This is a genomic window from Nocardioides sp. LML1-1-1.1 (assembly GCF_040676175.1).
GTDB lineage: Bacteria > Actinomycetota > Actinomycetes > Propionibacteriales > Nocardioidaceae > Nocardioides.
Map to the genome: position 1 here is coordinate 102,474 of NZ_JBEGHK010000008.1, position 23,095 is coordinate 125,568.

General features: G+C 69.7%; 22 protein-coding genes and 2 pseudogenes. 3 read left to right on the forward strand and 21 right to left on the reverse strand.

Features of this window, described 5'->3' with window-relative positions:
- Window positions 1–31 precede the first annotated feature (31 nt).
- The 12 genes from MRBLML1_RS22375 to MRBLML1_RS22430 form a co-directional block, all read right to left on the reverse strand.
- Entirely contained in the window at window positions 32–949 is a 918-nt protein-coding gene (locus MRBLML1_RS22375) for a type II secretion system F family protein (protein WP_364520282.1), read from the reverse strand.
- On the reverse strand, window positions 946–1,878 hold the full coding sequence (locus MRBLML1_RS22380; protein WP_364520284.1) for a type II secretion system F family protein: 933 nt from the start codon (window positions 1,876–1,878) through the stop codon (window positions 946–948). The genes MRBLML1_RS22375 and MRBLML1_RS22380 overlap by 4 nt, the downstream gene beginning before the upstream one ends.
- The gene (locus MRBLML1_RS22385; RefSeq protein ID WP_364520286.1) at window positions 1,875–4,892 is read right to left on the reverse strand and encodes an ATPase, T2SS/T4P/T4SS family; all 3,018 of its coding nucleotides are present in this window, start codon (window positions 4,890–4,892) and stop codon (window positions 1,875–1,877) included. Before MRBLML1_RS22385 ends, MRBLML1_RS22380 begins: the two co-directional genes overlap by 4 nt.
- On the reverse strand, window positions 4,889–5,728 hold the full coding sequence (locus MRBLML1_RS22390; RefSeq protein ID WP_364520288.1) for a MinD/ParA family ATP-binding protein: 840 nt from the start codon (window positions 5,726–5,728) through the stop codon (window positions 4,889–4,891). The genes MRBLML1_RS22385 and MRBLML1_RS22390 overlap by 4 nt, the downstream gene beginning before the upstream one ends.
- 3 nt (window positions 5,729–5,731) lie before the next feature.
- Window positions 5,732–6,292, reverse strand: coding sequence for an SAF domain-containing protein (locus tag MRBLML1_RS22395; RefSeq protein ID WP_364520290.1), 561 nt, complete (start codon window positions 6,290–6,292; stop codon window positions 5,732–5,734).
- Between the two features lie 429 nt (window positions 6,293–6,721).
- Entirely contained in the window at window positions 6,722–7,183 is a 462-nt protein-coding gene (locus MRBLML1_RS22400) for a helix-turn-helix transcriptional regulator (RefSeq protein ID WP_364520292.1), read from the reverse strand.
- 106 nt (window positions 7,184–7,289) lie between these two features.
- Window positions 7,290–7,916 (reverse strand): hypothetical protein, encoded by a 627-nt coding sequence (locus MRBLML1_RS22405; protein WP_364520294.1) that lies wholly within the window; start codon window positions 7,914–7,916, stop codon window positions 7,290–7,292.
- Complete coding sequence (locus MRBLML1_RS22410) at window positions 7,913–8,827, reverse strand: ParA family protein (RefSeq protein ID WP_364520296.1); 915 nt, start codon at window positions 8,825–8,827, stop codon at window positions 7,913–7,915. Before MRBLML1_RS22410 ends, MRBLML1_RS22405 begins: the two co-directional genes overlap by 4 nt.
- Window positions 8,828–9,294: 467 nt before the next feature.
- Window positions 9,295–11,520: a hypothetical protein gene (locus tag MRBLML1_RS22415; RefSeq protein WP_364520298.1), complete on the reverse strand. Its 2,226-nt coding sequence runs from the start codon at window positions 11,518–11,520 to the stop codon at window positions 9,295–9,297.
- A 112-nt stretch (window positions 11,521–11,632) separates the two neighbouring features.
- On the reverse strand, window positions 11,633–12,076 hold the full coding sequence (locus MRBLML1_RS22420) for a hypothetical protein (RefSeq protein WP_364520300.1): 444 nt from the start codon (window positions 12,074–12,076) through the stop codon (window positions 11,633–11,635).
- 167 nt (window positions 12,077–12,243) lie between these two features.
- Window positions 12,244–13,704 carry a hypothetical protein gene (locus MRBLML1_RS22425; RefSeq protein ID WP_364520302.1) on the reverse strand — a complete coding sequence of 487 codons (1,461 nt, stop codon included), beginning with the start codon at window positions 13,702–13,704 and terminating at the stop codon, window positions 12,244–12,246.
- Between the two features lie 58 nt (window positions 13,705–13,762).
- Window positions 13,763–14,125 (reverse strand): hypothetical protein, encoded by a 363-nt coding sequence (locus MRBLML1_RS22430; protein ID WP_364520304.1) that lies wholly within the window; start codon window positions 14,123–14,125, stop codon window positions 13,763–13,765.
- 232 nt (window positions 14,126–14,357) lie between these two features.
- Between MRBLML1_RS22430 and MRBLML1_RS22435 the strand changes: the two genes are divergently transcribed.
- Window positions 14,358–15,218 carry a hypothetical protein gene (locus tag MRBLML1_RS22435; RefSeq protein WP_364520306.1) on the forward strand — a complete coding sequence of 287 codons (861 nt, stop codon included), beginning with the start codon at window positions 14,358–14,360 and terminating at the stop codon, window positions 15,216–15,218.
- A 35-nt stretch (window positions 15,219–15,253) separates the two neighbouring features.
- On the opposite strand, the gene MRBLML1_RS22440 is transcribed toward MRBLML1_RS22435, so the two are convergent.
- The 7 genes from MRBLML1_RS22440 to MRBLML1_RS22470 all read right to left on the reverse strand — a co-directional run bounded on the left by MRBLML1_RS22440 (window position 15,254) and on the right by MRBLML1_RS22470 (window position 19,291).
- Window positions 15,254–15,439 (reverse strand): hypothetical protein, encoded by a 186-nt coding sequence (locus MRBLML1_RS22440; protein WP_364520308.1) that lies wholly within the window; start codon window positions 15,437–15,439, stop codon window positions 15,254–15,256.
- A 10-nt stretch (window positions 15,440–15,449) separates the two neighbouring features.
- A complete protein-coding gene (locus tag MRBLML1_RS22445; RefSeq protein ID WP_364520310.1) occupies window positions 15,450–15,680 on the reverse strand; it encodes a hypothetical protein in 231 nt (76 codons plus the stop codon).
- Window positions 15,681–15,802: 122 nt separating this feature from the next.
- Entirely contained in the window at window positions 15,803–16,000 is a 198-nt protein-coding gene (locus MRBLML1_RS22450) for a hypothetical protein (protein ID WP_364520312.1), read from the reverse strand.
- 276 nt (window positions 16,001–16,276) lie between these two features.
- Complete coding sequence (locus tag MRBLML1_RS22455) at window positions 16,277–16,813, reverse strand: thermonuclease family protein (protein WP_364520314.1); 537 nt, start codon at window positions 16,811–16,813, stop codon at window positions 16,277–16,279.
- A complete protein-coding gene (locus MRBLML1_RS22460; RefSeq protein ID WP_364520315.1) occupies window positions 16,810–17,748 on the reverse strand; it encodes a helix-turn-helix domain-containing protein in 939 nt (312 codons plus the stop codon). The genes MRBLML1_RS22455 and MRBLML1_RS22460 overlap by 4 nt, the downstream gene beginning before the upstream one ends.
- A gap of 12 nt (window positions 17,749–17,760) precedes the next feature.
- Window positions 17,761–18,474, reverse strand: a complete 714-nt coding sequence (locus tag MRBLML1_RS22465) for a hypothetical protein (RefSeq protein ID WP_364520317.1) — start codon at window positions 18,472–18,474, stop codon at window positions 17,761–17,763.
- Window positions 18,475–18,745: 271 nt separating this feature from the next.
- Window positions 18,746–19,291 carry a hypothetical protein gene (locus tag MRBLML1_RS22470; RefSeq protein ID WP_364520319.1) on the reverse strand — a complete coding sequence of 182 codons (546 nt, stop codon included), beginning with the start codon at window positions 19,289–19,291 and terminating at the stop codon, window positions 18,746–18,748.
- Between MRBLML1_RS22470 and MRBLML1_RS22475 the strand changes: the two genes are divergently transcribed.
- The gene (locus tag MRBLML1_RS22475) at window positions 19,290–19,559 is read left to right on the forward strand and encodes a hypothetical protein (RefSeq protein ID WP_364520321.1); all 270 of its coding nucleotides are present in this window, start codon (window positions 19,290–19,292) and stop codon (window positions 19,557–19,559) included. The two genes, MRBLML1_RS22470 and MRBLML1_RS22475, sit on opposite strands and share 2 nt — an antisense overlap.
- Before the next feature lie 26 nt (window positions 19,560–19,585).
- Here MRBLML1_RS22475 and MRBLML1_RS22480 read toward each other — a convergent pair whose 3' ends face one another.
- The gene (locus tag MRBLML1_RS22480) at window positions 19,586–20,815 is read right to left on the reverse strand and encodes an ATP-binding protein (RefSeq protein ID WP_364520323.1); all 1,230 of its coding nucleotides are present in this window, start codon (window positions 20,813–20,815) and stop codon (window positions 19,586–19,588) included.
- Between the two features lie 223 nt (window positions 20,816–21,038).
- Between MRBLML1_RS22480 and MRBLML1_RS22485 the strand changes: the two are divergent.
- Window positions 21,039–21,612: pseudogene (locus MRBLML1_RS22485) on the forward strand (helix-turn-helix domain-containing protein); the annotation flags it as partial.
- A gap of 9 nt (window positions 21,613–21,621) precedes the next feature.
- Here MRBLML1_RS22485 and MRBLML1_RS22490 read toward each other — a convergent pair.
- A pseudogene (locus MRBLML1_RS22490) lies at window positions 21,622–23,031 on the reverse strand (IS30 family transposase).
- Window positions 23,032–23,095 lie beyond the last annotated feature (64 nt).

The following is a 23,095-nucleotide window of genomic DNA, read 5'->3' on the forward strand; positions in this document are numbered from 1 at the left end:
ACCCGGGTTGGTGGGTCGGTGTTAGGGGCGGTCAGGTGGTGAAGCGGAGCATCGAGGGGGCCACGAGGATCGCCATGAAGACGATGCCGAGCAGGCTGGCGGGGATGTACATGCGCTCGGAGGTGGCGTTGGCCTTGCCGACCTCGGCGCTGAGCATCGCCGAGCGCAGTGCGGCGGCGCGGGCCCGGAGGTTGTTGTAGATCTGGGCTCCGTCCTGGCCGGACTGCTGCATGATGTCGGCGAGGTCGTCCAGCTCGGGGACGCCGAGCTCCTCGGCCAGGCCGTGCAGGGAGTCCCAGGGGGCGCGGGTCATGTAGCGGGCGCGGCGCAGCTCGCTCTCGATCCGCTTGAACACCCACTTGTCCCCGACCTCGGCCGCGGAGCGGAGTGCCTGCTGGCCGCTGGACCCGTCGCGTACGCCGGTGGCCACCATGTCGATGTAGGCGCCCAGCGCCCGGCTGAACTCGATGCGGGCCTTCTTGGCGTCGTCGGCGGCGTTGTAGTTGGGCATGAACCAGAACAAGGCGGCCAGCGCGAGCGACCCGAGGGTGGGGATGGCGAACGGCAGTGGGAGCCCGATCAGGCTGAAGAAGCCGGCCAGCAGCGGCGGCATGATCAGGCCGAGCATCGCCCAGACGACCTTCTCGCCGTAGAACCGGGTCTCGCTGATCTGCAGGATGGCCAGGTCCTTGCGGGGCGTGTGCGCCCAGGCGCTGCCGGGCAGGTTCTTCATCGCCCACAGGCCGATCCGGTCGACCACCGAGCTCGTGTCGGTGCCCGCGTCGACGTCGAGACCCGTGGCGCCGCGGCGGGGCACGACGCGATCGGGCGAGAGGCGGTCCAGCGCGTCGACCAGGTCGGGGTCAGACGGCGCGAGACGCCATACGAGCAGGGCGAGGGCCAGCCCGAGGAGGGTGCCGCTGGCGAGGGCGATCTGCAGGCCGGTCATGCGAGCGCTCCTTCCTTCTCGCTCGGTGCGGTGCGCTGGGCGGCGCGGTGCGCGTTGCGGGCCTGGAGGTCGAGGAACCGCGGGAGCGGCTTGGCGACGGCCATGCGGCGCATCCACAGCAGCGTGGCCACGTAGGCCGAGAGCAGGACGGCGAGGATGACCTGACCGAGCGGGCTGCCGTAGGGCTCGATGTAGTCGCCGGTGAAGGCGAGCATCCCGAGGACACCGAGGGTGATCACGGTGACGGTGCGGGCCGTGGTGCGGGGCTTGGCCTGGTCGGCCGCGATCTGGCGGCGTGCCCGAACGTCGGAGGCCACGGTCTCGGCGAGGGCGTCCAGTGCCTTGGACAGGCCGGCCTGGCCGCGGCCGCTGGCGGCGAGGATCAGCTGGCTGGCCACGACGTCGCCGGTGGAGTCGTTGAGGTCCTCGGCGAAGGCGCGCAGCACGTCCTCGGTGGTGGCGGTGTTGTTCCACAGCCGGGAGACCATCAGCCCGACCTCGCGCTCGATCGGCGCCGGAGCGGACTGCAGCGACTTGATGAGCGCCGAGCGCAGGGACTGGCCGGCGGTCAGCTTTCCGGACAGGGACCGCGTCCACTCCTCGAGCGCCTCGAGCTTCTCGATGCTCGCGGCCGCCGGCGGGGGCGTCAGCAGCAGCGGGATACCGACGATCGCGGCCGGGACGAGCACGATCGCGATCACCCAGCCGGTCACCAACGCGACCAGGAGGCCGGCCACGGCGCCGCCGACCATCAGCATCCGGGTGCGGCGGTCGAGTCGGATGAACCAGCTGCCCAGCCGGCCGAACGGCGTGGTGGTCCGGGCGGGCCGCGGTGGCTTGGGCGGCGCGGGGATCAGCGCGTAGACCATCCCGATCAGGCCGATGACGATGAGGGCGCCGAAGACGGCGGGCAGGAACGCGGCGGTCATGAGGTCGCCACCCCCGGGTTGGCCTGGGACTCGGCCTTGTAGGCCTCGAGGTCGAAGCCGTGGCGGGCCAGCTCCTGGGCGAGGAAGTTGTCGAGCTTCCCGGTCGCGACGGCCTGACCGAGCTGGTTGGGGGCGAAGATCGGGGTGGTGGCGTAGCCCCTCGCTGCGTCGATGCTGGGCTGGACGACCAGGACCTCCTCGACCCAGCGCTGCTTGCGGAAGGTGCCGTCGTCGTTGGGGACGACCTCCGAGCGCAGGTACATCACGATGTCGATCGCGGCGGCCAGCTTGCTGATCGCCAGCTCGCGGGTGACCTGGGGGCCCTTCTCCATGGCGCAGGAGACGAGCTTCTCGATGGTGTGCTCGGCGCTGCGGGCGTGGGTGGTGCTGATCGAGCCCGGGCCGGACTCCATGGCCTTGAGCATGTTCCACACCTCGGGGCCGCGGACCTCGCCGACGATCTGGCGGGCGAGGTTGAACCGGAACGAGTGGTGGATGGCCTCCTCGAGGCTGAACTCACCCGCCTGGCGGCCGTCGATGCCGACCTCACCGGATCCGGGGCGGTGCTCCCAGGCGTGGACGATCTTGTGCCGGTCGACCAGCTCGTGCAGGTGCAGCTCGAACTCGGTCTCGAAGGTGCCGATCATCTCCCAGGGCGGGATGCACGAGCACAGAGCGCGCACCCAGGTGGTGTTATGCGTGGGGATGCAGCTGCGACTGGCGAGGAAGAGTGCCGACGGCGCGTCGACGCTGATGCAGCGGACGGGCACCGAGGCGACGGGTCGGACGGCGACGATCTTCCGAGCTCGGGGGCCGTCGTTGCAGGTCGCCTGTAGATCGCGCTTGCGCGGTAGCCGGAAGACCGGGGTGTTCGTTGTCCACGCGACTGTGTAGGAGGTGCCACAGGGCCGCCCTTCGTACATGGCGGCCTTGGACCGGATGTGGGCCTTGAAGCCCAGCCCGATCGTCAGCTCGCGGACTTGCTCGGCCAGCAGCTGGTTGGTGTTGCTGAACTCGACGCTGCCCCCTACCGCAGTGCGGGTGCCCTTGGCCGCACGCTTGGTCACGGTGCCGTCGCTGTCCATCAGGCCCTGCAGCAGTGCCAGGCGCTGTTCGGCGTCGCCCTGCAGGTAGATGCGTGGAATGTGCTTGTCACCCAGGAGGCCGAGCATGCGGAGCGAGCGATGGAACCCGCCGCCCACTTGGTAGTCGTACCCAGCGACGAGCCGGCACGGGTAGCCGCGGGTCTCGAAGGCCGCCACGACCTCAGGATCAGCCGTGGACACGCGTGCCGCGCCAGACGTGCCATCACCGAGCCAGATGCCGAGGAGATAGGGGTCTATCGGCTGGTCCTTGGTGGAGTAGGTGAGTGCCTTGGTGAGTCGGACGCTGTGGTTGTAGGTGCGGTAGGGCTTGTCCTCGCTGACCCAGATGTTCTCGGCGATCTCGGCGGTCGTCAGGATCGCGGTGCTCGCACCGTCTGCGTGGTGACCCACGCCCCGGGGTGTCGACCGCCGGACGGCGAGTTCCTTGAGTACGAGTTGCTTGTCGTAGGTGTAGACCTGATGGTGCTCGTGCCCCCAGCGTCCGGTGCGTCCCTTGATCATGTGTCCAGTCGGCCCGAGCTTGTGGAGCACCTCCCTTAGCGCGGTGCCGTTCTGCTCTCCCACCATGCTGTGGAGCTCTGCACTGCAGATGTGCTGCTCACCTTCCTCGGCGGCGGCCAGCGCGAGCTGCCAGAGGCGCTCGCGCTCGGCGTGGTCAACCTCGTAGTCGGGTCCGTTTGATCGCCCACGCTTTCTCCCGGCCCTCCGCTCTACCTCCCAGAGGTGGTCGGCGTCGGCCACGATGGTGGCGCCGTCGTCGAACTCGACCTCGTAGCAGGGCCGGTCGTACTGAACGGGGTGCGCCTCGATGACACGGCAGGGCTTGCCCTCGTCGTCGAAGGCCACGTCTCCTCGTCGCAGGTCGCCCATCGTCGTCCACCCGTCGGGAGTAGGGATGGGCGTGTCGAGCGCCAACGCCTTGCCCGAGCCCTGGACGCCGGAGACGACGATGCTCTTGCCGGCGCGCACGCAGGCCGCGACGAAGTCGGCCAGGACCGGGCTGCACGCCTTGCGGTCGTAGACCATCTCGTCCATCGACACCTCGCGCAGCCCGTGGCGACGGATCACGACCGAGGTGTAGGCCATCACCCAGGAGCCGGCCGCGAGCCGCGCTCCCCCGGGCAGCCGGAGGTCCAGGTGCGGGCGGGCCTCGGTGAAGGGCCGGTTCTGTCGAGCGCCGAGGTCGGAGAGGAACTCGCGCAGCTCGTCCTCGGAGTCGGCTATCGGGGCGGCCTCGACGAGGGTGCCGTCGACGAGCTCCAGCCAGACCGCGCAGTCGGGACCGCGAGCGATGACGATGATGTTCTCGACGTCCTCGCGCTCGACGAGGGGCTGCAGGCGGCCCAGCCCGAACAGGGCGGCGTGGAGGGCGGACTTGAGTGCCTTCTCCTGGGCCGGGGTCCACGGCGGTCGGCCGGTGGAGACCAGGGTCTCGGCTTCGGACTTGATGAGCTCCTCGATGACGTCGAGGCCCATCTGCTCGCGGTCCTCTTCGGTGACCCGGCCGCCTTCCTTGTCGAGTCGGGCGGTCAGCCGCGAGGAGATCTCCGCGCGGTACTGCGCGATCAGCTCCCAGTCCAGCTCGATCTCGCCGTCCGTGCCGTGGGTGCGGGGGTGCTCTTCCGGTGCGGGCGCCACGAGGGGGCGCAGGCTGAACTCGGACCGGGAGCGGCCCGGGGGCTCCTGCTCACTGGCCCAGGCTCCGGCGAAGATCGGCAGTGAGGTCGGGTCCTGGTCCTCGAGGGCCGGCGCCGGGGGCGGCGGAGTGCCGTTGGCGGCGCGGGTGGCGCGGCCGCGGGCGAACGGCGAGGTCTGCTCGCGGTTGGCGGCGTGGCGGGCCTCGAGCCACTCGTCGGCGCGCAGCGGGTCGCGGCCGTTGGTCGCCGGGGGCTGTCCGTTGGTGCTCATGCGTGGCCTCCGTTCGTGGGAGCGAGGGCGGCCTGGTTGGCGCCGAGGATGGACTGGATGGCCGCGGCGCTGGCTCGGTAGCCACGCAGCAGCCCGGAGGTCTCGAACTTGCGGGGCTTGCGGGCCCCGTGGGAGTAGACCTCGGCTGCTTCGGGTTCCCAGTCGACGGAGGCGACCACGGGGATCTGGAGGGCCTTGGCGATGTGGCGTGCGGTGTAGGGCCGGACGCGGGCGCCGGTGGGAATCGCGGGCCAGCGTCGCTCCTCGTCGACGAGGAGGACCCCGAGACGGGACAGACCGCCGACCGCGCCGAATTGTGCGCGCAGGGTCTTGGCCCAGCTGGTCGCGCCGGCCAGGGCCGGCAGCGAGCTGCGGGTGACGAGCAGGGTCAGGTCGGATGCGGCGATGAGCGGCTGGGGCCAGCCTGCGAGGCCGAGTCGGCCGGCGTCGACGATGACGTCCTGGCCGTTGCGCTCGAGCGCGCGCAGCTGCTCGGTGAGCGGATCCCACAGGGGCAGGAGGCTGGGGGCCTGCTCGTGTGCTCGGATGCCGGGCAGGAACCACGCCGAGCGCTCGGCCGGTGCCTCGGGGTCGAGCAGCAGCGTCTCGCGGGGCAGGGCCTCGGCCAGCGTGCCCTCGCGCAGGGAGAGTGCGAGGTTGATCAGGCCGCCGGTCGGCTCCTGGGTGCCGTGGAAGTAGCCGGCGAAGACCGAGGACGATCCGGTCGGGTCTGCGTCGACCAGGAGCACGGGTCGGTGCCAGTTGAGGGCCAGGGCGAGCGCCGTGGTGGAGACGCCGGGCGAACCGCTCGCGGAGGCCAGGACGATCAGCGCCATGCCTCAGCGCTCCCGGGCATCCAGGACGAGCGCGACCCGTCCGGTGGCGGCACGGGCAGCCAGGTCGGCCGCTTCGCCTTCGGGCACCGCGACGTCGACGACGGTCTCCCCCGTCTCCTCGACCCGACTAACACCAACCACGGTGGCCTCGATGGTCACCGGCTCCTTGTCGGTGACCTCGCCCTGGTCCCCGGGGGTGGTGACGATCCGGACGACGTCGCCGCTGTAGAGCGGCTCCGAGGGCATCTTGGCGGGCGTGAGGCTGATGCCCACCAGGGACTCCCCCTCCCCCGGCACCAGGTTGTCGGTGACTGCCTCCTCGGTGAGCAGGGTGCCGGCCCACAGATCGACGGCGGCACGGCTGCCCTCGAGCTCGGCCTTCTGGCTACCCGGAACCGGGGTCAACGCGGGGTCGACGCTGACCCGCACGACGGAGAGGTCGCCAGCCTTGATGGTCTCGCCGCGCTTGACGTCACTGCTGACGACGAGGACCTCTTGGGTGTCGTTGACCGAGGTGAAGGCGAACGCGGTGCCCAGGGCGCCGGCGGCGACCAGGGCGGCCATCAGACCGAACACCCACGGCCGGCGGCGTGCCTTGACACGCGCGGTCGCGGCAGGCGCAGGCTGCGTCTGGGTGGTCGGCGGCGGGGGCGGTCCCCCCGCGGTGGTCTGTGCGGTGTCCAGCGACATTAGTTCCGAGTCCTCTCGTCTCTCGATCACCTATGTGTCAAGACGGGCCGGGGCGATCACTATGACCCAAGTTCGTAGTACGACACTAGTGCATTGCTATGGCATTCTGTGGGTTCTCCACAGGTGGCTGGAAGTCGAGGTGCCATCGCCCGAGTCCTCTTGGGGAGATGGGTCGCGGCCCACTCCCCCGATGGAATTGAGCGACATCGCGTCCAGGCGAACGGCCGAAGGGCCGTCCTGCCCGGTTTCTCCCGGTGCCCGATTGTGCCCTGCCTGTCTAGCGGGCAACCCCGGTAGAGGTACTCAGTTGCCGGTGCGCTGCTCGCCCTTGCGGCGGCGTTGCAGGCGTTGCGCCTCGTTAAAGGCTGCGGCGACGACGTCGGCCGGCTGTTGGAACACCTTTGCGAGGGTCTCCAAGGTTGCTGCGCTGGGCAGTCGGGTGGCCCTGCCCTGTTCCCACCAGGAGTAGGTGGGTGCGGAGAGGTTGGTGCGGGCCGCCAGTTCGGGCACGGTCAGCCCCACTTGGAGCCGTAGCGCCCGCAGGTCGGGGATCTCTCCGTCGAGGTGGATCAGGCGCAGGGTGGGGATGTCGAGGGCGCGGGCGAGCTTGACCAGGAAGTCGGGCCGGGGCACCGAGGTGCCCAGTTCCCAGCGGGAGACGCGCTCTCCCCCGGCCGCCCCGACGAGTCGCGCGAGCTCGTGCTGGGTCAGGCCCGCGCGCTCGCGGGCAGCCCGCAACTCTGAGGGGTCAACACCGGAAACCATCAGCGACGAACCCTAGCGGCCCGCGGCGCCAGGGGCGTACCCCTGACGGTCGGCACGCCGGTGTCATCGGCGGCCGCGTCGCCACCGCGGCTCCTGTCCTGCGGGTTCAGCTGGCTCCGAGTACCTCACGCAAGACAACCCTGACCAACTGGCTGCGCGAGACGGCTCCGCTGTCAGCCACGAGGGTGTCCACCACCTTCATGTTCTCCTCGGCCGTGTCGAACGAGATGGTCGTCAGCTTGCCGACGTTGACGCGCGGCGCAGTCGTAACTGGGAACAGCTCGTTACCGATGCCCGCGCCGTTTTCGGCCGCGACCAGCTCCTTCTGTCGATGGGCAGTCTGGGCCAAGGCATTGAGGATGAACTGCACTTGGCCGACCTTGGGCGAGGACTCTCGCCGCTCGGTCATCAAGTCGACCAGGTCCTGCGGGAGGCTCAGCGTCGTGCGCTTAGTGCCACCGGTTGACTCGCTCACCTTGGCCGGCCTGTTCTTCGGCTTGGCCTTGGTCTTCGGCTCCTCGGGCGTCGCCGTCACCGTAGGTTCGGCGACGGTCTTGGCGAAGGCTTCTTCCTTCGCGCGTTCGGCAGCGCGGGCTTCCTCGATGCTGACGGCGGGCTTGGTTTGAGGTGCCGCAGACGCAGGGGGCACAGCAGGCTTGCGGGAGGGCAGCGTGCTCACTCGGTCGCGGACGAGTCCGAGAGCCGGCTTCATCGGTACTCGCTCCTCGCTCATGCCGTCACCGCCTCGAGGTCAGCACCCTCAGCCTCTTCGGCGGCGCCGATGCGCTTGATGAGCTCGTCAGCGAACAGCACGTAGTCATCACACAGTGCCAGGGAGGATCCGGCCGGGCGTTCAGGACGACGCCCGGCCTTCAGGGCGACGTACCAAGGCTCAGCGTTGTGCACGACCTCGGCGAGCTCGTGGATTAGCTTGCCCTTTTCGCGTGCATCGCCGGCGGCCGCCTCGGCGTGGCGAATGATCGACTCGAACAGCAGCGCGGAGTCACCGAGGACGCTGCGCACATCGTCAGCGGCGAAGCGACGACGGACGGTGGCGGCACTACCCATGCCGAACAGAATGGCGCCGAGGACATCGATGGTCGGGTTGACATCGCGGATGCGCACCACTTGGTCGGCCAGGACGCTGAGTCCCTTGATGCTGGCGCGGTCGGACTTGGTCGGGATGACGATCCAACGAGCGGCGGCCAGAGCCAGCATGACCAGCGCGGACCGCTTCGATGGCGGGGTGTCGATGATGATCAATTCGTAGTCTGGAGCCAGAGGCTTCAGAGCGTTGGCTAGGAGGATGCTGCCGTCCTCACCTCGACGCTCGCGGCCCAGGACCAGGTCCTCGAGTTCGTCGAGTTTGCCGCCGCCGGGGATGACGTCCAGGTTCGGCCGCACGTTCTTCAGGACGGGCTCCAGGACGCCGTCGGTGAGGAGGGTGCTGACGAGGTGCTTGCCCTCGTCTCCCTTGTCGACGTAGCCGAGGTCGAACTCAAGGTTGCCCTGGGAGTCCAGGTCGATCAGAAGAACCTTCATGCCCGCCTGGGCAGCGAGACCGGCGACGTTGGCCGCACAGCTGGTCTTGCCGGTTCCACCCTTGCCGGTCGCGAAGACGATCACTCGGGACAGTTCGTTCATGGTCCAGAGTCTGCTCTACGTGCACGCTACGGGTCCGTTACGACACGCCTAGGGAGCAAGTATGTTCGTGCTAGGGATCGCTTAACGACCTCGGCAGCGGCCCCGGTAGGTGCCTCGTACTCGCTCGCTACGTTATCCGCTACGTGTCATCTAGGTCGTGCGGTAGCGGTTCCTCTACTCTGTGCCTATCTGTCCGTTAGCGGGACCGCTACCGGCGCCGTTAACGGGGCCGGTATGTGTTCCCTAGCAATTCTGATGCCGGGAGGACTACCGGGGCACTATGTCTCTACTAGTGGCGCGTTAACGGGAACTCGGGCGACGCCGCGCTGCGAGACCCTCCGACGCCAGCAGAACTTGGGCACAGGAGCCCCTAGAAGGCGTTCTGAGCGCCGAACAGCCCCAGAGCGGGGGAGTGGGGCATCCCGACGGCCGATGCGCCGTCTGAGGCGAATGTGGGTTCGAGTCGATCAGCCGGCAGCACGAGCGGTCACCCCGCCCGAGAACGGCAACGAGAGCTGGCGTTCGAGGAAGATCCGGTCGCGTTCCTCGACACCATTCGGCAGCACGGATCGCTCGTCGATCGGCGTTGTGCTTGGAAGGGGGAGGCCGAACGCAGCTCGGTGGCGGGCCCAGGACGCCACAGCCAGTCCGCGTTCGCTCTGGCTGAGCATCTTGAAGCGAGCCTTTCGGTCATTCGAGCGTCGGGCAAACTCGTCGGGCGTCAGGCTCTCCAGCCACGATCGGTAGTGCTCGACCTCATCGATACCAGCGTTTGCACGTGCCGCAGCCAGCCTCGCCTTCCTCGTTGCCTGCTCGGTGATCGAGAGCTCGTCAAACGCGTTGCGCCACTGGTCGCTGCGCGCAGCTCGTTCGCTACCGGAGAGGCCAGCCCACCAAGCGGCTTCCTTCTCCTTCTGGGCCTTCAACGCTCGAGCCCGATCCAGAGACCAGCTCGACGACATGCTCTGCCGGTACGCCGCCCTCTCGGCCTCGACCCGGGCGTCCAGTACGGCGTACGCCTCGGCGGCTCGCTCCTCGACCTTTATCGAGCGCGGGCCGGTGGCTGCGATCCAGCAGCCGTGCTCGTCCACCCGAGCAAGCCCTGCATGCGCCAGCGCAGTTGCAGCGTTCTTCACCGCAGCAAGGTGGCTGCGGGTTGGAGCGGCGTCTCTTGTCTCCACCAGGCCGGCCTTAGAAGCCAGATCACTGGGGGAAAGGGGGCTTTCAGAGTTCAGCAGGGTGCGCCAGATGCCGTGGGAGGCGCGGGGGAGGGTGGCCCAGAGGCCGCGCGGCGCGTGGGGCGGGTGAAAACTTAGTGGGGGGATTTCACTGCAATCCTCAGTTGGGTCCACCTCGAACTCGAAGCTCGTCGAATCTGGTTCGAGTGGAGAGAGGCAGTCGGTGTGCAGGCGGCCGACAGCCCCATCGAGCAGCCTGAGGGCGGCTCTGATGGTCTTGCGGTCCCCAAGACCCGTGGTCTTGACCAGGTCGCGCTCCGGGCAAGGAACACGCAGCGAGCCGGCGGTCAGCATGCGATCGAGCAGGTGGTGTCCGACGAGGAGCAGCGACGGGCGCGAGCGGGCGGACTTGGTCCACATGAGGTCCTCGAGGCGGACGCGGGCGGCTTGGACCGCAGCGGCAACGCCGGGGGCGGCCTGCGGACGCGGCGAGGACTCGGCCGTGGGGGAGAAGGCCTTGGCGTCTTCGACGCACCGGTTCCACACGTACTTCAGCCACCAGTCAGGGCGCTGGTGCTTCGCCTTCTGCATCGCGGTGGGGTGGGACTCCCGGATAAGGCTCCAGGCGATCTTGGGGTCGCCGACCGCCCACACCAGCTCGCGGGTAAGGCCGAGCTCGGGGAGCGACCGGTCATCTCCGGTGGGCTTGTAGGAACCCAGGACCGAGGTGTCGCCGGTGGCGAGGTAGCGACGCCACTGCGGGGCGATCTCGCGCTTGTAGCGCTGCAGTTCCAGCGGGGTGACGGCACCGGACCAGACACCGCCGGCGGCCGTCCGCTTCTTGGGGGAGCGGAGCGGCTGCAGCGCTGGGGCCTCGGGGAGGACCTTCTTTAGATTCCGCAGCGCGTCACGAAGGTCCCCACGGGGTCGAGTGACGGTGCCCCAGCGGTGAGGCGAACAGAGAGGGCGCACAGAGTCGCGGAGGTCGAGTTCGGTGCGGTCGATGTTGACGTCGTCGGCGAGGTTGTCGAGGTATTCGCTGATTTCGGAAGCGAGCCCGGAGCGATGCTCAGCGGAGGCGTAACGGAAGTCGGCGCGCGCGAAGAATATGTGGGAGCGCCCGGGAGCGCCACCGGAGGGCCGCTCGAGCACCCAGCAGCCACGTCGACGCAGCCAGTCCGCGATCTCTGGAGCGAGGTAATCGCCCATGTTGGCGTTCTTGGTGTCGAGGTCGATGACGCCCGCGCCAGCGCGGAGCCGGCCGAAGATCGCGGTCACTCTCCCCTTGCCGATCAGGGCCAGGCCCTGATGCAGGGAAGGGACCGTGATGGGGAGTCGACCATTGCTAGCAGCACCGAGCGCATGCCAGCCGGTGGGGAAGAAGAGCCACTCGTCGAGAGCGAGAAGGTTCTGGGCAGGAGACAGCGCAGCGTGGTCAACGCCAGGCGACACGGCGAAATCGACAGCGCCGATTTCCGAGTCGTCTGAGTTGGGCGCTGTTAAGGTGGGCAGCACGAAGCCATCCCAATCATCTCCTGGAACGAGTGAGTCGGGTCTTTGCTTCTTGGAAGGGCGACCGTTGGCGCGGTCGCCCTTCAAGCATTTCAGGGCACTGCCCTGATCGGGGTTAGACGGCTACAGGCAACATCTCCTGCTGGCGAGCGGCACGCTCGGCCGCGATGGCCCGACGCATCTCGTCGGCGTCGTAGGGCTTGACGCCCTCGCCGAGGAGGTACTCGAGGATGTTCTGGTACGTCAGACCGGTCTCGTCCTTGATGGCGAAGACGATCCTGGCCTGAGCCATGGGCAGGTGGAACTTGATCTGCTCACGCCGGCCCTTGTACGGCTTGAACGCCGAGACGGCCGCGACCAGCTCGGCGAAATCAGAGCCGAGGGCATCAGAGGTGACGGCCTCAGCGACCTCCGCCTGAGGGCGGTTGTCGGTAACCTCAGCGATGAGCTGGATGTGCTCGATCGTCTCGGGGGAGAGCTTGATGAGGAAACCGTGGCGCTCGCCCTTGGAAGGACGACCTGCTCGGCTCTCCTTACGCGGCTTCTGCTCCTGGTCCATGCCGGCGATCCTGCCGCAGGCTGAGTTTTCGTCAACGAAGGCGCGCCGAAAACATTTCTGGAAATATCCTTTGCCCTTCAACGCTCTGGGGGCTTCCGGATCCACTGTTAGGGGCTCCGAAGCCTGCTCATCGAGTTGGCATGTCACTCGGGGGATGTCTGGCGCGGTCACCGACGAGGCCCTGCACTGAGCCTCACCGGCTCGAACTGCGGCGCCTCGGGCCGCGGGCCAGCTGGCGGCTGCTTGGCGTCGCTGGTGGTACTCGCGTGAACTCGCTCTACCTCGTGCAAGGAGGCCACGGACGACGCTGTGCTCGCCGCGTCGATCGTGGCGTCACTGGCTGCTCGTAGCGTTTCTGCGACGGGCGGCGGGAGCGGAACGAGGCGCTTGGCGAGGATGTCGGCCGGGGAGACCCAGACGACGTCGCCCTCGACGGGCGAGGTGGCCAGGCCGGCCTCGACGTCGTTGTGTGCCCGGCGCGAGAGAGCGCGGGCCGGGCCGATGAGGTCGGGTGCGTCGGCTTTCTCGGCGACGACAACGGCGAGCTCGGAACCGGCCTCGATCGCGCGCAGCGTGGCGCCCACGGCTTGGGGCAGCCCTGGGCGGCCGGCGATGACTTCAGGACTGGCCAGGGTGGTCTTGTCGTGGGTGATCTGGCGGTACGCGGCGCGAACCTCCGCGGCCGCGTGGGCCAGCGGTTCTTGCAGGCGGGCTCCTGGAGGAGCGAGGTCGCCCCACCGGCTGGCCAGGTTGCTCCAGGAGCGTCCGGCCTCTGCAATCGCGGGGACCAGGCGGTCGGAGCGCTCGAGCACGCCGGCAGTCGTGGCGGCGTCGACGAGGACCATGCTCGCGCCGGCGATCAGTCCCTGGGTGCGGGTGATTAGCAGGATGTTGGACGGTTCGAGATCCCGGGCCAGCGCTCGGTGCGTCTGGATGTCCCAGTTGGCCAGCGCTTGCGCGAGCCGGCCGGGGTCGTCGACGGGGCGTGTGGCCTCGCCGGCCAGGGCTTGGGCGAACCGATCTGTCAGGTAGCTGCGTGCGGTGTTCTCGCATGCGGACATCCGGTCGATCCAGGCCCCGGTGGGGGCGATCGCGTAGGGGGAGTGGTGGTGCGCCAGGTGGATCCGGCGCCCGGAGCTGCGGGCGTCGTTGACGCGGTCGCGGCCGTGGTCGTGGAGCGCGACGTTGACGGCGTGGGCGGTGAGGTAGAGCCCGTGCATGATCCGGGTGCGAGCTGCCTCGAGGTCGCGGTGAGCATCGGGCTGCTCGTGGGGGATCTCGGCGCCGCAGCGGCGGACCAGCGCCGCGGCGTTGATCAGCGTCTGGGTCATCTGGTCGATGCGGGGGTTGGTCGGTCCCTGCCCGGGCCAGGCCCCACGGCCGTCCAGGCTGGTCTCGATGGTGGCGGTCTGGGCGGCGAGGCTGGTGATCGGCCGGTCGCGCTCGTCGACACCCGGCCTTCGCCCGGGCAGGGATGCCCAGAGGTCCTCGGCGGCCGCGACCATCGTCGGCCAGCTGCGCAGCAGGGTGCCGGCGTCGTCGCCGTCGACGTCCATGAGCAGCTGGCGCGCGAGGTAGTCGACGTCAAAGAGCATCTCGCCGACGCTGCGCACGTCGCGTGAGGTCATCGGGATCTGGTCGACGTCGAAGAGCTCTTCGTCGATGTCGGCGAACGCCAGCCGGAGGTCAGTAGCCAAGGCCGCGGGCTTCCCGGATGAGATCGCACAGGTCGACGACCAGCTCGGAGCCGTGCACCAGGTCGGGCCGGTGCAGCGGCAGGGGACGGGTCAGCTCCTCGGCCTCGGTGAGCAGCTGCAGCGGCGTGCGCTCCTCGAGCTCGTCCACCTCGACGTCGGGCAGCTCGTAGTCCTCGGGCAGCAGGGCGCTGGCCTGGGAGTGCGCCAGGTAGACGCCGAGGCCGAGGTCGTGCAGCGGCGAGTCGGCGGCGGACTGGTCGGCCTCGCTCCACAGCTGGGTGGCGGCCTGGTGCAGCAGGAGGGCGATCGAGCCGAGGCGGTCCCAAGTGCCGTCAGCGTTGAGGGTGTCCACGGGTGTTCCTTTCGGTCGGAGGTCGGTCTGGCCCATGAACCCATGTCCGGGTCGGCCATCGCTCCGCGGAGCGGCGGGCTGTGGATAACTCGGGGTCGTGTCGGCGCCTGGGCACAAACTGGTCTCGTTCGCCTATGTCGCACGGCGGTTGCCGGGCGATCACCGCGAGCAAAGTCAAGAGATCCGCACTAGTGCTGACAGATGGAGGAGGGTCGTGATGATGAGGTTCCCGATGACCGTGCTGAGGGTGGTGACGCTGGCGCCGGCGCTGCTGGTGAGCTTCGTCCTCACCGTGGTGATGTGCGCCCTGCTCCCGCCGGCACTGGGGCTGGTGGCGTTCCTGGCTGCCGGCGTCGTGCTCGTGATGCTGGCGCTCGGTCAGCTCGAGGTGCCGGCGATCGCGACGTTGACCGGATCGCGGCCCGCGACTGCAGCTGAGCTCCAGGTGATGACGCCCGTGCTCGTCGAGCTGGGCGGCCGCGGCGTCGACGTCGACGCCCTGTTCGTGCGCCGGCGTCAGGGGCCGAGCACGCCGGTCGCCGTGGCGATCGCGCGTCGTGCAGTCGTGGTCACCCCCGGGCTGGTCGATGCCACCTACCTCGGTGGAGAGACCGCTGCTGAGGCGGCCGCCGCGATGGCTCATGCCGTCGGCCGGCGTCGCGCGATCCGGCCGCGGCTCGAGCTCGCTGTTCTCGCGGCGACGACGCCGTGGCGGCTGGTGGTCGAGACGTTCCGCGGCGTGGCCCGGGCCTTCGCCTGGCTCCCGTTCATGCGCCTGGCGTGGACGCTGCGGGGTGTCGTCGGGGTGATCTGCGTCGTGCAGTCGGTCGCCGAGGGGCGGGCGGCGCCGGGGATCCTCGGCGGTGTGGTGATCGGTCTGACCTACCTGGTGCCGGCGGCCAGCCGGCGGATCGAGGCTCGTTCGGAGACCGAGGCGGACCATCTGGTGGTCGCCCTCGGCCTGGGCTCGGTGCTGGCTGGCCTGCTGCGGCGTCATGGTCATCCGATGACCCTCGAGCGGCTGCAGCGCCTGGAGACGGCCCCCGTCGAGTCGGTGCAGCCTCGGCCGCGGCTGCACCTGGTGCACGGCTGAGGACGCTCACCGCAGGCGCTGCAGGTCCGCGCGGGCTACTCGTCTTCCTGGAAGCCGGACGTGGAGTGGTGGACGCAGCCGCGGCCGTTGCCCTCGTGCGGCTTGTGGTTCATGCACGGCAGCGAGCCCAGCTTGTGGGAGCAGTCGACCCAGCGGACCGTCGTGGGTCCGGTCGTACGACCTGTGCGGCTGGCGGCCGATGATGCGAGTGCGGTGGCCATCGGGCACCTCCTAGCGGCGCGGCCCGCGGCGGCGGGCGAGCTGGGGCCGCTGGTAGGCGGCTGTGTCGGTGTGGTCGTGCTGCCGACCGGACCGGTGGACCTGCGCGATCTCGGCGTCGGGGGAGGGACCGGTGTCGGCGGCCGCGGCTTGGGCGGCGGCCTCCTCGGTGGCCCGGATCTCCTCGGCGCGCTGGCGGGCCTCTTCCTCGAGTGCGGCTTCCTCGCGAGCGGCTTCACTCATGTGAACTCCCATGGATCCCGTGGACCGGCAGCGGCTGCGCCAGTCCTCTTGCTCTCCTAAGTGCGGACCAGGGGTGGGTGCGATCACCTCGGGCTGATCCGTGGTGCCGTCCGGCTCCTGGCTCAGGCCGACTGGGCCAGGAGCGTGGCTCCGAGCAGCTGGGCGGTGTGCTCGAGGACCGCCCGGGGGGATTGGTCCGCACCGGGCCGGTCGCAGCACGGGTGGGTGTCGTAGCCCTCGTCGATGACGATGCGGTGCAGCTGGCCACCACAGGCCCGACATCGTCGGCCGACGTGGATGGCGCACTGGTCGACCGCCACGGCGCAGGGGAGGCACGCCGCGGGCCTCGGGGGGCTCACCTGGTGGTCGCCGGTCCCAGTCGCGTCGCTGGCGCAGCAGGGTGGCTGTCTGGTGCCACAGCTCGTGCTCGAGGTGCGCCGGGGCCGGTCGGCCGAGCGCCTGGTCGACCGCCGCCTTGAGCAGCTGCTCACCGCAGCCGAGGAGACGTTCGTCGACTCCGCGGGCGTAGCACCAGCGGGCGAGCGTCTTCGCGGCGATCGTCAGGTTCTCGTCCATGGACCCTGCCTCCCGGGCTCTCAGCAGTTGCCCCACAGGCCGCGACCTGCGGCCTGGGCATCGTCGGTGGCCACGGAGTACGACTCTTCGCGGGCGAGCGCCTGGTCGGCTTCGTAGCGGCGAGCGGCGCCGCTGGCCAGGAGCTCGCGGGCAACATCAATGCGGTGGCCGCCGTCGTCGTGGTCGACGTACCTCAGGAGCCGGTCGTACCGGTCGCGGCTGGGCTGGGCGGTGTCGGTAACGAGCTCGACGGTGCTGCCGACCGGCGCGAGTCGCTCGAGCAGGTTGGTGGCGGCCGCGGCGTAGCACTCGGCCGGCTCGGGAGGGTGGACGACTTCGGGGGCGTCGATGCCGAGCAGCCGGACGCGGCCGAGCTGGCGACCGTCGAGGGTCTCGACGCGGAGGGTGTCGACGTCGACGACCGCGGTCACCCGCACCTGGGTGGTCGTGCCCTCGGCTGGTTCGGGGCCAGTCTGGGCTCCGGGCAGGGCCGCCTTGATGCCGCCGGCGGTCAGCGCCAGGACCGCGGCCGCGGCGAGGCCGAGCAGGGCCTTCACCGGGCGACCCTCAGCTGGGCACGCTCGCCGGAGACGGGGATGGCACGCTGCTGCTCGCGCAGCCCGGGGGAGCGGTGGACGCTCTCTGGGATCTGCTCGTCGATGTCGAGGTGGTCGGCGCCGGCACTCGCCGCCTGCTCGGGGAGATCCGCGGCGATCTTCGCCGCCAGGTCGCGCAGAGGCGGGGTCTTCTCGATGCGTCGGGTCGCGGAGAGCACGGTGGTGTGGTCGCGTTCGAAGTGCCGGGCGATCGTGGGCAGGCTGTGGCCATGGATGCGGGCGGCCGTCATGGCCACCGCGCGGGCGTCGGCGGCCGTTCTGCTCCGGTCGGCACCCAGGAGGACCTCCGGTGTCGTGTTGAAGGCCTCGGCGGCCGCCACCACGGCGTGCTCGACCGGGCCCTCGGGCTGGAACGTGGACGCCGGCGGCTGCTGGTGAAGCGGGACCACGTTCTCCTCGCCGCGGGGCACGCGGGCGGCGTAGCGGCTGTTGACGTGCTCGCTGACCCGCGCTGCAGCGTCGGCCAGCCGGGGCCGCTCGGCGGTGCGCGAGACCGCATGCATCACCGAGCCGTGGTCCTTGTTGAAGTGCTCGGCGATCGCCGGGAACGACAGGCCGGCCGCGCGGGCGGCCGTCATGGCCACCGCCCGGGCATCGCTGACCGGGCGGCTGCGCTCGGCGCTGAGAATCGCCTCAGGGGTGGTGCCGAACATCGGCGCCGCAGCGTTGATGGCCAGCTCGCACACCGCGGCCGGGCCGGTCGCCGAGGAGGCCGGCGTGCTCTGGTCGACCTGGACGGCCAGCACGCTCACCAGTGACCGCAGTTGCTCGGCATCGAGCGGTGCGATCAGGTCAGCGACCTGGTCGTGCTGGCCGCGGCCGGCCGCGTCGAGGATGAGCCCGGCCAGCTGGCGGCCCCCCTGGTCGAAGTCCATGGCCGTGCGCCCTTACCGACCCGGGGACCTGGGCGTCGGAAGCGAGGCGCTCGGGACCGGGTCCCGGCTCTGCTCGGACATCCGTCGGCGGGCGTTGTCGGAGATCTCGCTGGCGATCCCGGCCGACTCCCGCGCACTGGCCGCGGCGTGGTCGACGACGTTGCCGAGCAGGCGCACGTCCTCGTCGGCGCGGCCGAGCTCCTTGCCCGCGGTCGCGATGCTTCGCTCCAGGCTGACCGGCTCCAGCAGGCCGAGGGCAGTCACGTCCCGGCTGGCCTGATGGGCGGTCTCGACGTGTTGGGCCGCCAGCTGGGCGACGGGCTTGGCCAGGGCGACCATCTCGCCGACGACCGCGATTCGCGGCTTGAGCTGGGCGACCTCGCTGGCGATGACGGGATCGGAGGTGTCGGCCAGGTCGAGGAGGGTGCGGGCATCGGAGACGGACTGCGTGGCGCGGTTGAGGTGCGTGAAGAGGTCCTGCGTGAGCTCAGGCATCTCGTTGCACCGCGTCCGCAGACGTCCCAGGTGCTCGCCGGCGGCCGCGAGGTAGAAGGAGCCACGTTCGGACAGCTTGACCTTGGCTGAGTCGAGCTCGGCGTCATCGAGCACGCGGAGCGCGGAGCCGATCGTCTCCTGCAGCTCCTCCACGACCCAGCGAGCCCTGCTCACGGCCTGCTCGGCCTCGAACACCGCGTCGGCGGCACTCAGCGCGGTGTCGGTGCTCATGCCGAGTCACCGCCTCCGGTTTCGGGCGGGGGAGCGGTCGGAGGCGGAAGGACCTCGCGGAGGCGATCGAGCGCGGCTAGGGCCTGCTCGAGGTGGGCGCGGACGTCCTGAACCGGGTCACGGTCGGCCGCGGCGGACGGGGAATCGGTGGGCGTGCTCACGGGCAGCTCCTTGGTGGACCGGGGTCATCTCTCAGTCACCAAAGGAAGGTCGACCCGTGGGGGCGATCACCCGACGCGAAGAAATCTTGCGGACGCGTCAGCGCTGCGGGTCAGGGCTGGTCCCAGGGCATCGACTCCTGGCCGTCGTCGACGCCTTGGCTAATGATGTGCGCGGTGGCGTTCCGCGCTGCGTCGAGCTGCTTGTGCAGGTCGACCGCGAGCCCCCGGGCCTCCTCCAGGTGGAGGCGAGCAACGCCGATCGCCATGGACGGGTCGGTCTCGTCGGTCATCGCGTCCATGCTGAGCACCTGGTGGGCCAGGGCTTGCTCGAGCGTGCTGGAGAGCTGGGAGAACGCTTGGGGGAGCGCAGCCGCGAGGTCGGCGAACTCCGCCAGCTGGTCGGAGGTCTCGGACGGGATCTGGTCTTGCTCCCATATCGTGGCGCGGTTGAAGCCGTAGACGTGCTCGCGGGCCGCCGCGGCGTGCCCGCCTGCTTCGAGCGGGTCTTTGTCGTCCCCGAGGTTGCCTTCCTGTCGAGGAGGTAGGGCTTGAGTCTTGCCGATTCGCGCCGGCCCGCGCTCGGCGCCGACGGCGGGCCTGTGGATAACCGGTAGGGGTTCCCTCCGGGCCTGCTGGGCGGGAGACTGAGCGGCCATGGACGACCAGGCGGCCTTGATCGCGCGGCGGGTAGCGCTCGCCGCTGCGGCCTGGTTCAACGCTCCGGCCGACGTCGAGGCGTACCGCCGGCTTGCCGCGGCGGTGGGGGAGTGGAACGCCTACACCTCGCCGCAGTTCGAGGACACCGACGTCGACGAGCTGCTCGACGACCTGGCCGATGTCGCCCCGCCGACGCCGCTGGGCGACGGCGTCGCCGAGCTTGAGGCGGTTCTGCGTCGTCAGGCTCGTCGCCAGCTGGGGCCGTAGGGAGGGCCCGGAGGGGCCGTCAGGTGCTACCGGGGCAACCCGCGGCCGCCGGTGTTGTCGGGCGGCCCTGGGAGTTGCCTCCTCTCCTGGTCGACGCCGGGGAGGGCAGGTCGCTCGACCGGGGGGAGCGCGGCTTCGGGGCCCCAGTGGCTGCTGGCGGCGTGTTCGCGCAGGTAGTCGCGCAAGCCGGGGAGGGTGAAGTCCACCAGACCGTGGCCGCGGGGCTCGATCACCTCCGCGGCGATGAGTCGCAGCCGGTACTGGCCGGCGTACGTGGCGTCGACGCCGAGTCGGGTGGCGATGTCGGCCATGCGGCTCGGGCCGTCGTCGTGGGCCATGGCGGCCAGGAAGGAGCGGTCGACGTCGGAGAGGTCGGCCAGGGCGCTGGCGTGGACCAGTTGGCCGACCTTGCGGCGGGCCTGGTCGACGCCGCGGCGGGCCTGGTCGACGTCGATGGTCGCGGCGGCGCTGTCGGCCCGCCAGGCGTGCAGTCCGACGAGCTGGATCATGAACGGGTACCCGCCGGTGCCGGCCACGGCGGTCTGCAGCGCGTCGGGCGTGATGTCTCGGCCGGCTTCCCGGATGGGCACGGCGATCGCTGCGGCGACCTCCTCGGGCCGGACCGTGCGGAGGTGGCGCCGGTCGGCGCGGCGCAGGAACGTGGAGACCTCATCGGAGAGGAGGTCGTCGACGGCAGAGGGCAGGCCGGCGCCCACGAAGGCGACGTTGCGGCGCTCGCGGAAGGCGTGCTGGATCGTGGTCCCGAGCTCGCGCAGATCGTTCATGCCCTTGCGGTGGACCTCGTCGACGGTGATGAGGACACCGCCGCCGCCACGCTCGGCCAGTAGGTCCGTCAGCAGGTTCAGTTGGGACCGCAGACCCGGCCGGGGGGTGTGCCGGGCAGAGACTTCCCGGTCCGCGCCGAATCCACCTGGCAGGGATACGCCGGTCAGATGCGACTCGGTCTGGCGGGGATCGATCTCGCTGAGTAGGCGGGGCAGGTGCTCGTGGGTGATTCGGTCGATGAGGTTCGGGGTGGCGGTCTCGGAGATCACCAGCCAGCCCTCTTCGCCGGCGACGTCCTCGTAGGCATTGAGCATCACCGTCTTGCCCGTGCCTCGCAGCCCGGTGACCAAGGTGGCACGCTCGGGCGAGCCTGGGCCGCCTTGCAGCCCCTCGCGGAAGTCGGCGAGGTCGCCGTCGCGGCCGACCAGGAGCGGCGGGCTCGTCCCGAAGGTCGGGGTGAAGGGGTTCATGTCAGACACGGTATCAACCTCTTTAAATCCTTTAAATATCCCGTACCTGTTTAGTGGTCTTTCAACTCTTTAAATCTCGCTGCTCGCGGCGGACCTAACTGTGATGCCCAGGCACGTTGGTCGAGATTCTGCGACGACACGGTCTGACCTGTAGATGGACGAAGGCCTCCCCGGTGTGGAGTGGAGCTGTCTAGGAACCGCTCCGCCACCGCAGGAGGCCTTCGTGTCACACGCTACCCACGCCATCGCAGCCCTGACCCCTCGCGCCAAGCTCCGGCTCGCTCGCCTGATCGTCGATCACGGCTGGCCGCCAGCTCGAGCTGCCGAGCGCTACGACGTCTCGTGGCGCACAGCGAAGAAGTGGGCCGACCGCTACCGCGACGAGGGCCCGGACGGGATGCTCGACCGTCCGGTCCTCTGCCCCGCATCGGCAGCCGAACCGGACGCCGGCGCCGATCCGGCGCATGATCGTGCACCTGCGCTGGAAGCAGCGACTCGGCCCGGTCGAGATCGCCGACCGCCTCAACATGGCGTCCTCGACCGTGCACGCGGTCCTGGTCCGCTGCCGGATCAACCGGCTCTCCCACCTCGACCGCGCCACGGGCGAACCGATCCGCCGCATTGAGCACGAGAAGCCCGGCGACTTGATCCATGTCGATGTGAAGAAGCTCGGCAAGGTGCCCGACGGCGGCGGGTGGCGCTACGTCGGCCGTCAGCAGGGTGAGAGGAACCGCTCGGCGACGGTCGAACGCACCGGGATGCCGCGCAACAAGTGGCGAAACCCGGTGACCGGGACTTTGACCGGGTCAACCAGTCGATGCAACACCAGCCTGCTGGAGCAACAGTAGATGCTCGTTGAAGGCCTCAGCCGGCGTCTTCCATCCGAGCGTCTTTCGGGGCCTGGTGTTGAGGGCGTGAGCGACGGCTTCGATCTCCTCGGCGGACCAGCGCGATAGGTCGGTGCCCTTGGAGAAGTACTGGCGCAGCAGTCCGTTGGTGTTCTCGTTGGTGCCGCGCTGCCAGGGCGACTGTGGATCGGCGAAGTAGACCGGGATGCCGGTCTCGACAGTGAACCTCGCGTGCGCTGACATCTCCTTGCCGCGGTCCCATGTGACCGACCGCGCCCGCTGGGCCGGCAGTGTCGACATCGTGTTCGCCAGTGCGTTCTTCATCGTGGGCGCGCCGTAGCCGGCCAACGCGGGGCCGTTCCTGGGTGTCTCCTTGTGCCGGTAGCCCTCCTCGCGTGGAAGGTGGACCAGCATCGTGAACCTGGTGGTGCGGTCGACGACGGTGCCGATCGCTGAGCGCTCCAGTCACATCAGCAGGTCGCCTTCCCAATGGCCGGGAACGGCACGGTCGTCGGCTTCTGCTGGGCGTTCGCTGATCAGCGTCTCGGGCGTCACGTGCGCCCACGTCTTGCGACGCAACCGCTCACGGGTGCCCGCAACGCACGGCCGGTGTGCAGGCACCAGACCCAGCTCGCGCTTCAACGCGCCGCGGCCCTCGATGTAGAGCGACTGGTAGATCGCCTCGTGGCTGATGCGCATGGACTCATCATCAGGGAAGTCGACCTTGAGCCGGTTGCTGATCTGCTCCGGACTCCACGCCGTCGACCACCCGCGATGCTTGCGGTGCGGCTTGCTTAGACCCGTGAACCGTGGCGGCTCCGGACCGCGGATGACCTTGCCGTCCGGTGTCTTGATCTGTCCCGCCAGCCGCTCCTGGACGTAAGCGTGCAACCGCGGGTTGGTGACCAGCTTCGCGGCCTTGGGGCGCCTGGCCCCCATATCGGCCTTCCACTGCGCGACCGACGCTCGGTACTCGAGCTTCCCGCCACGAGTCGCGGCATTGCGTAGCAGTTCGCGTGACACCGTTCCGGGGTCACGGCCGATCGTGCGAACGATCTCGCGCACGCCCCTGTGCTGCGCCTTGAGCAGCGCGGTCTCCTCGCGCTCAGCGAACGACAGGTAGCGGCCCGTCGGCTTGAAGCTCAGGTCGAACGGCGGCATGCCGCCAGCGTTGCGGAACTACCGCTGACCGACCGCTTGCGCCACGCCGACCACAGCCGCGGCTTCGATCGGCAACAGTCCCTTGGCGATCTCGGCCCAGAACGCTGCCTCGACGTGACGCTGGAACTTCGGAGGGCCAGGCGAAGGAGAGTCCCGTGGAGTGGTGGGGTTTGAGGACCGGCGTGGTGGCGTGAAGTAGGCGGCCATCGGCGGGATCTTCGGTGTGAAACGACCAAGTCACGCACTGAAGGAGAACCACCGATGGCCTTGT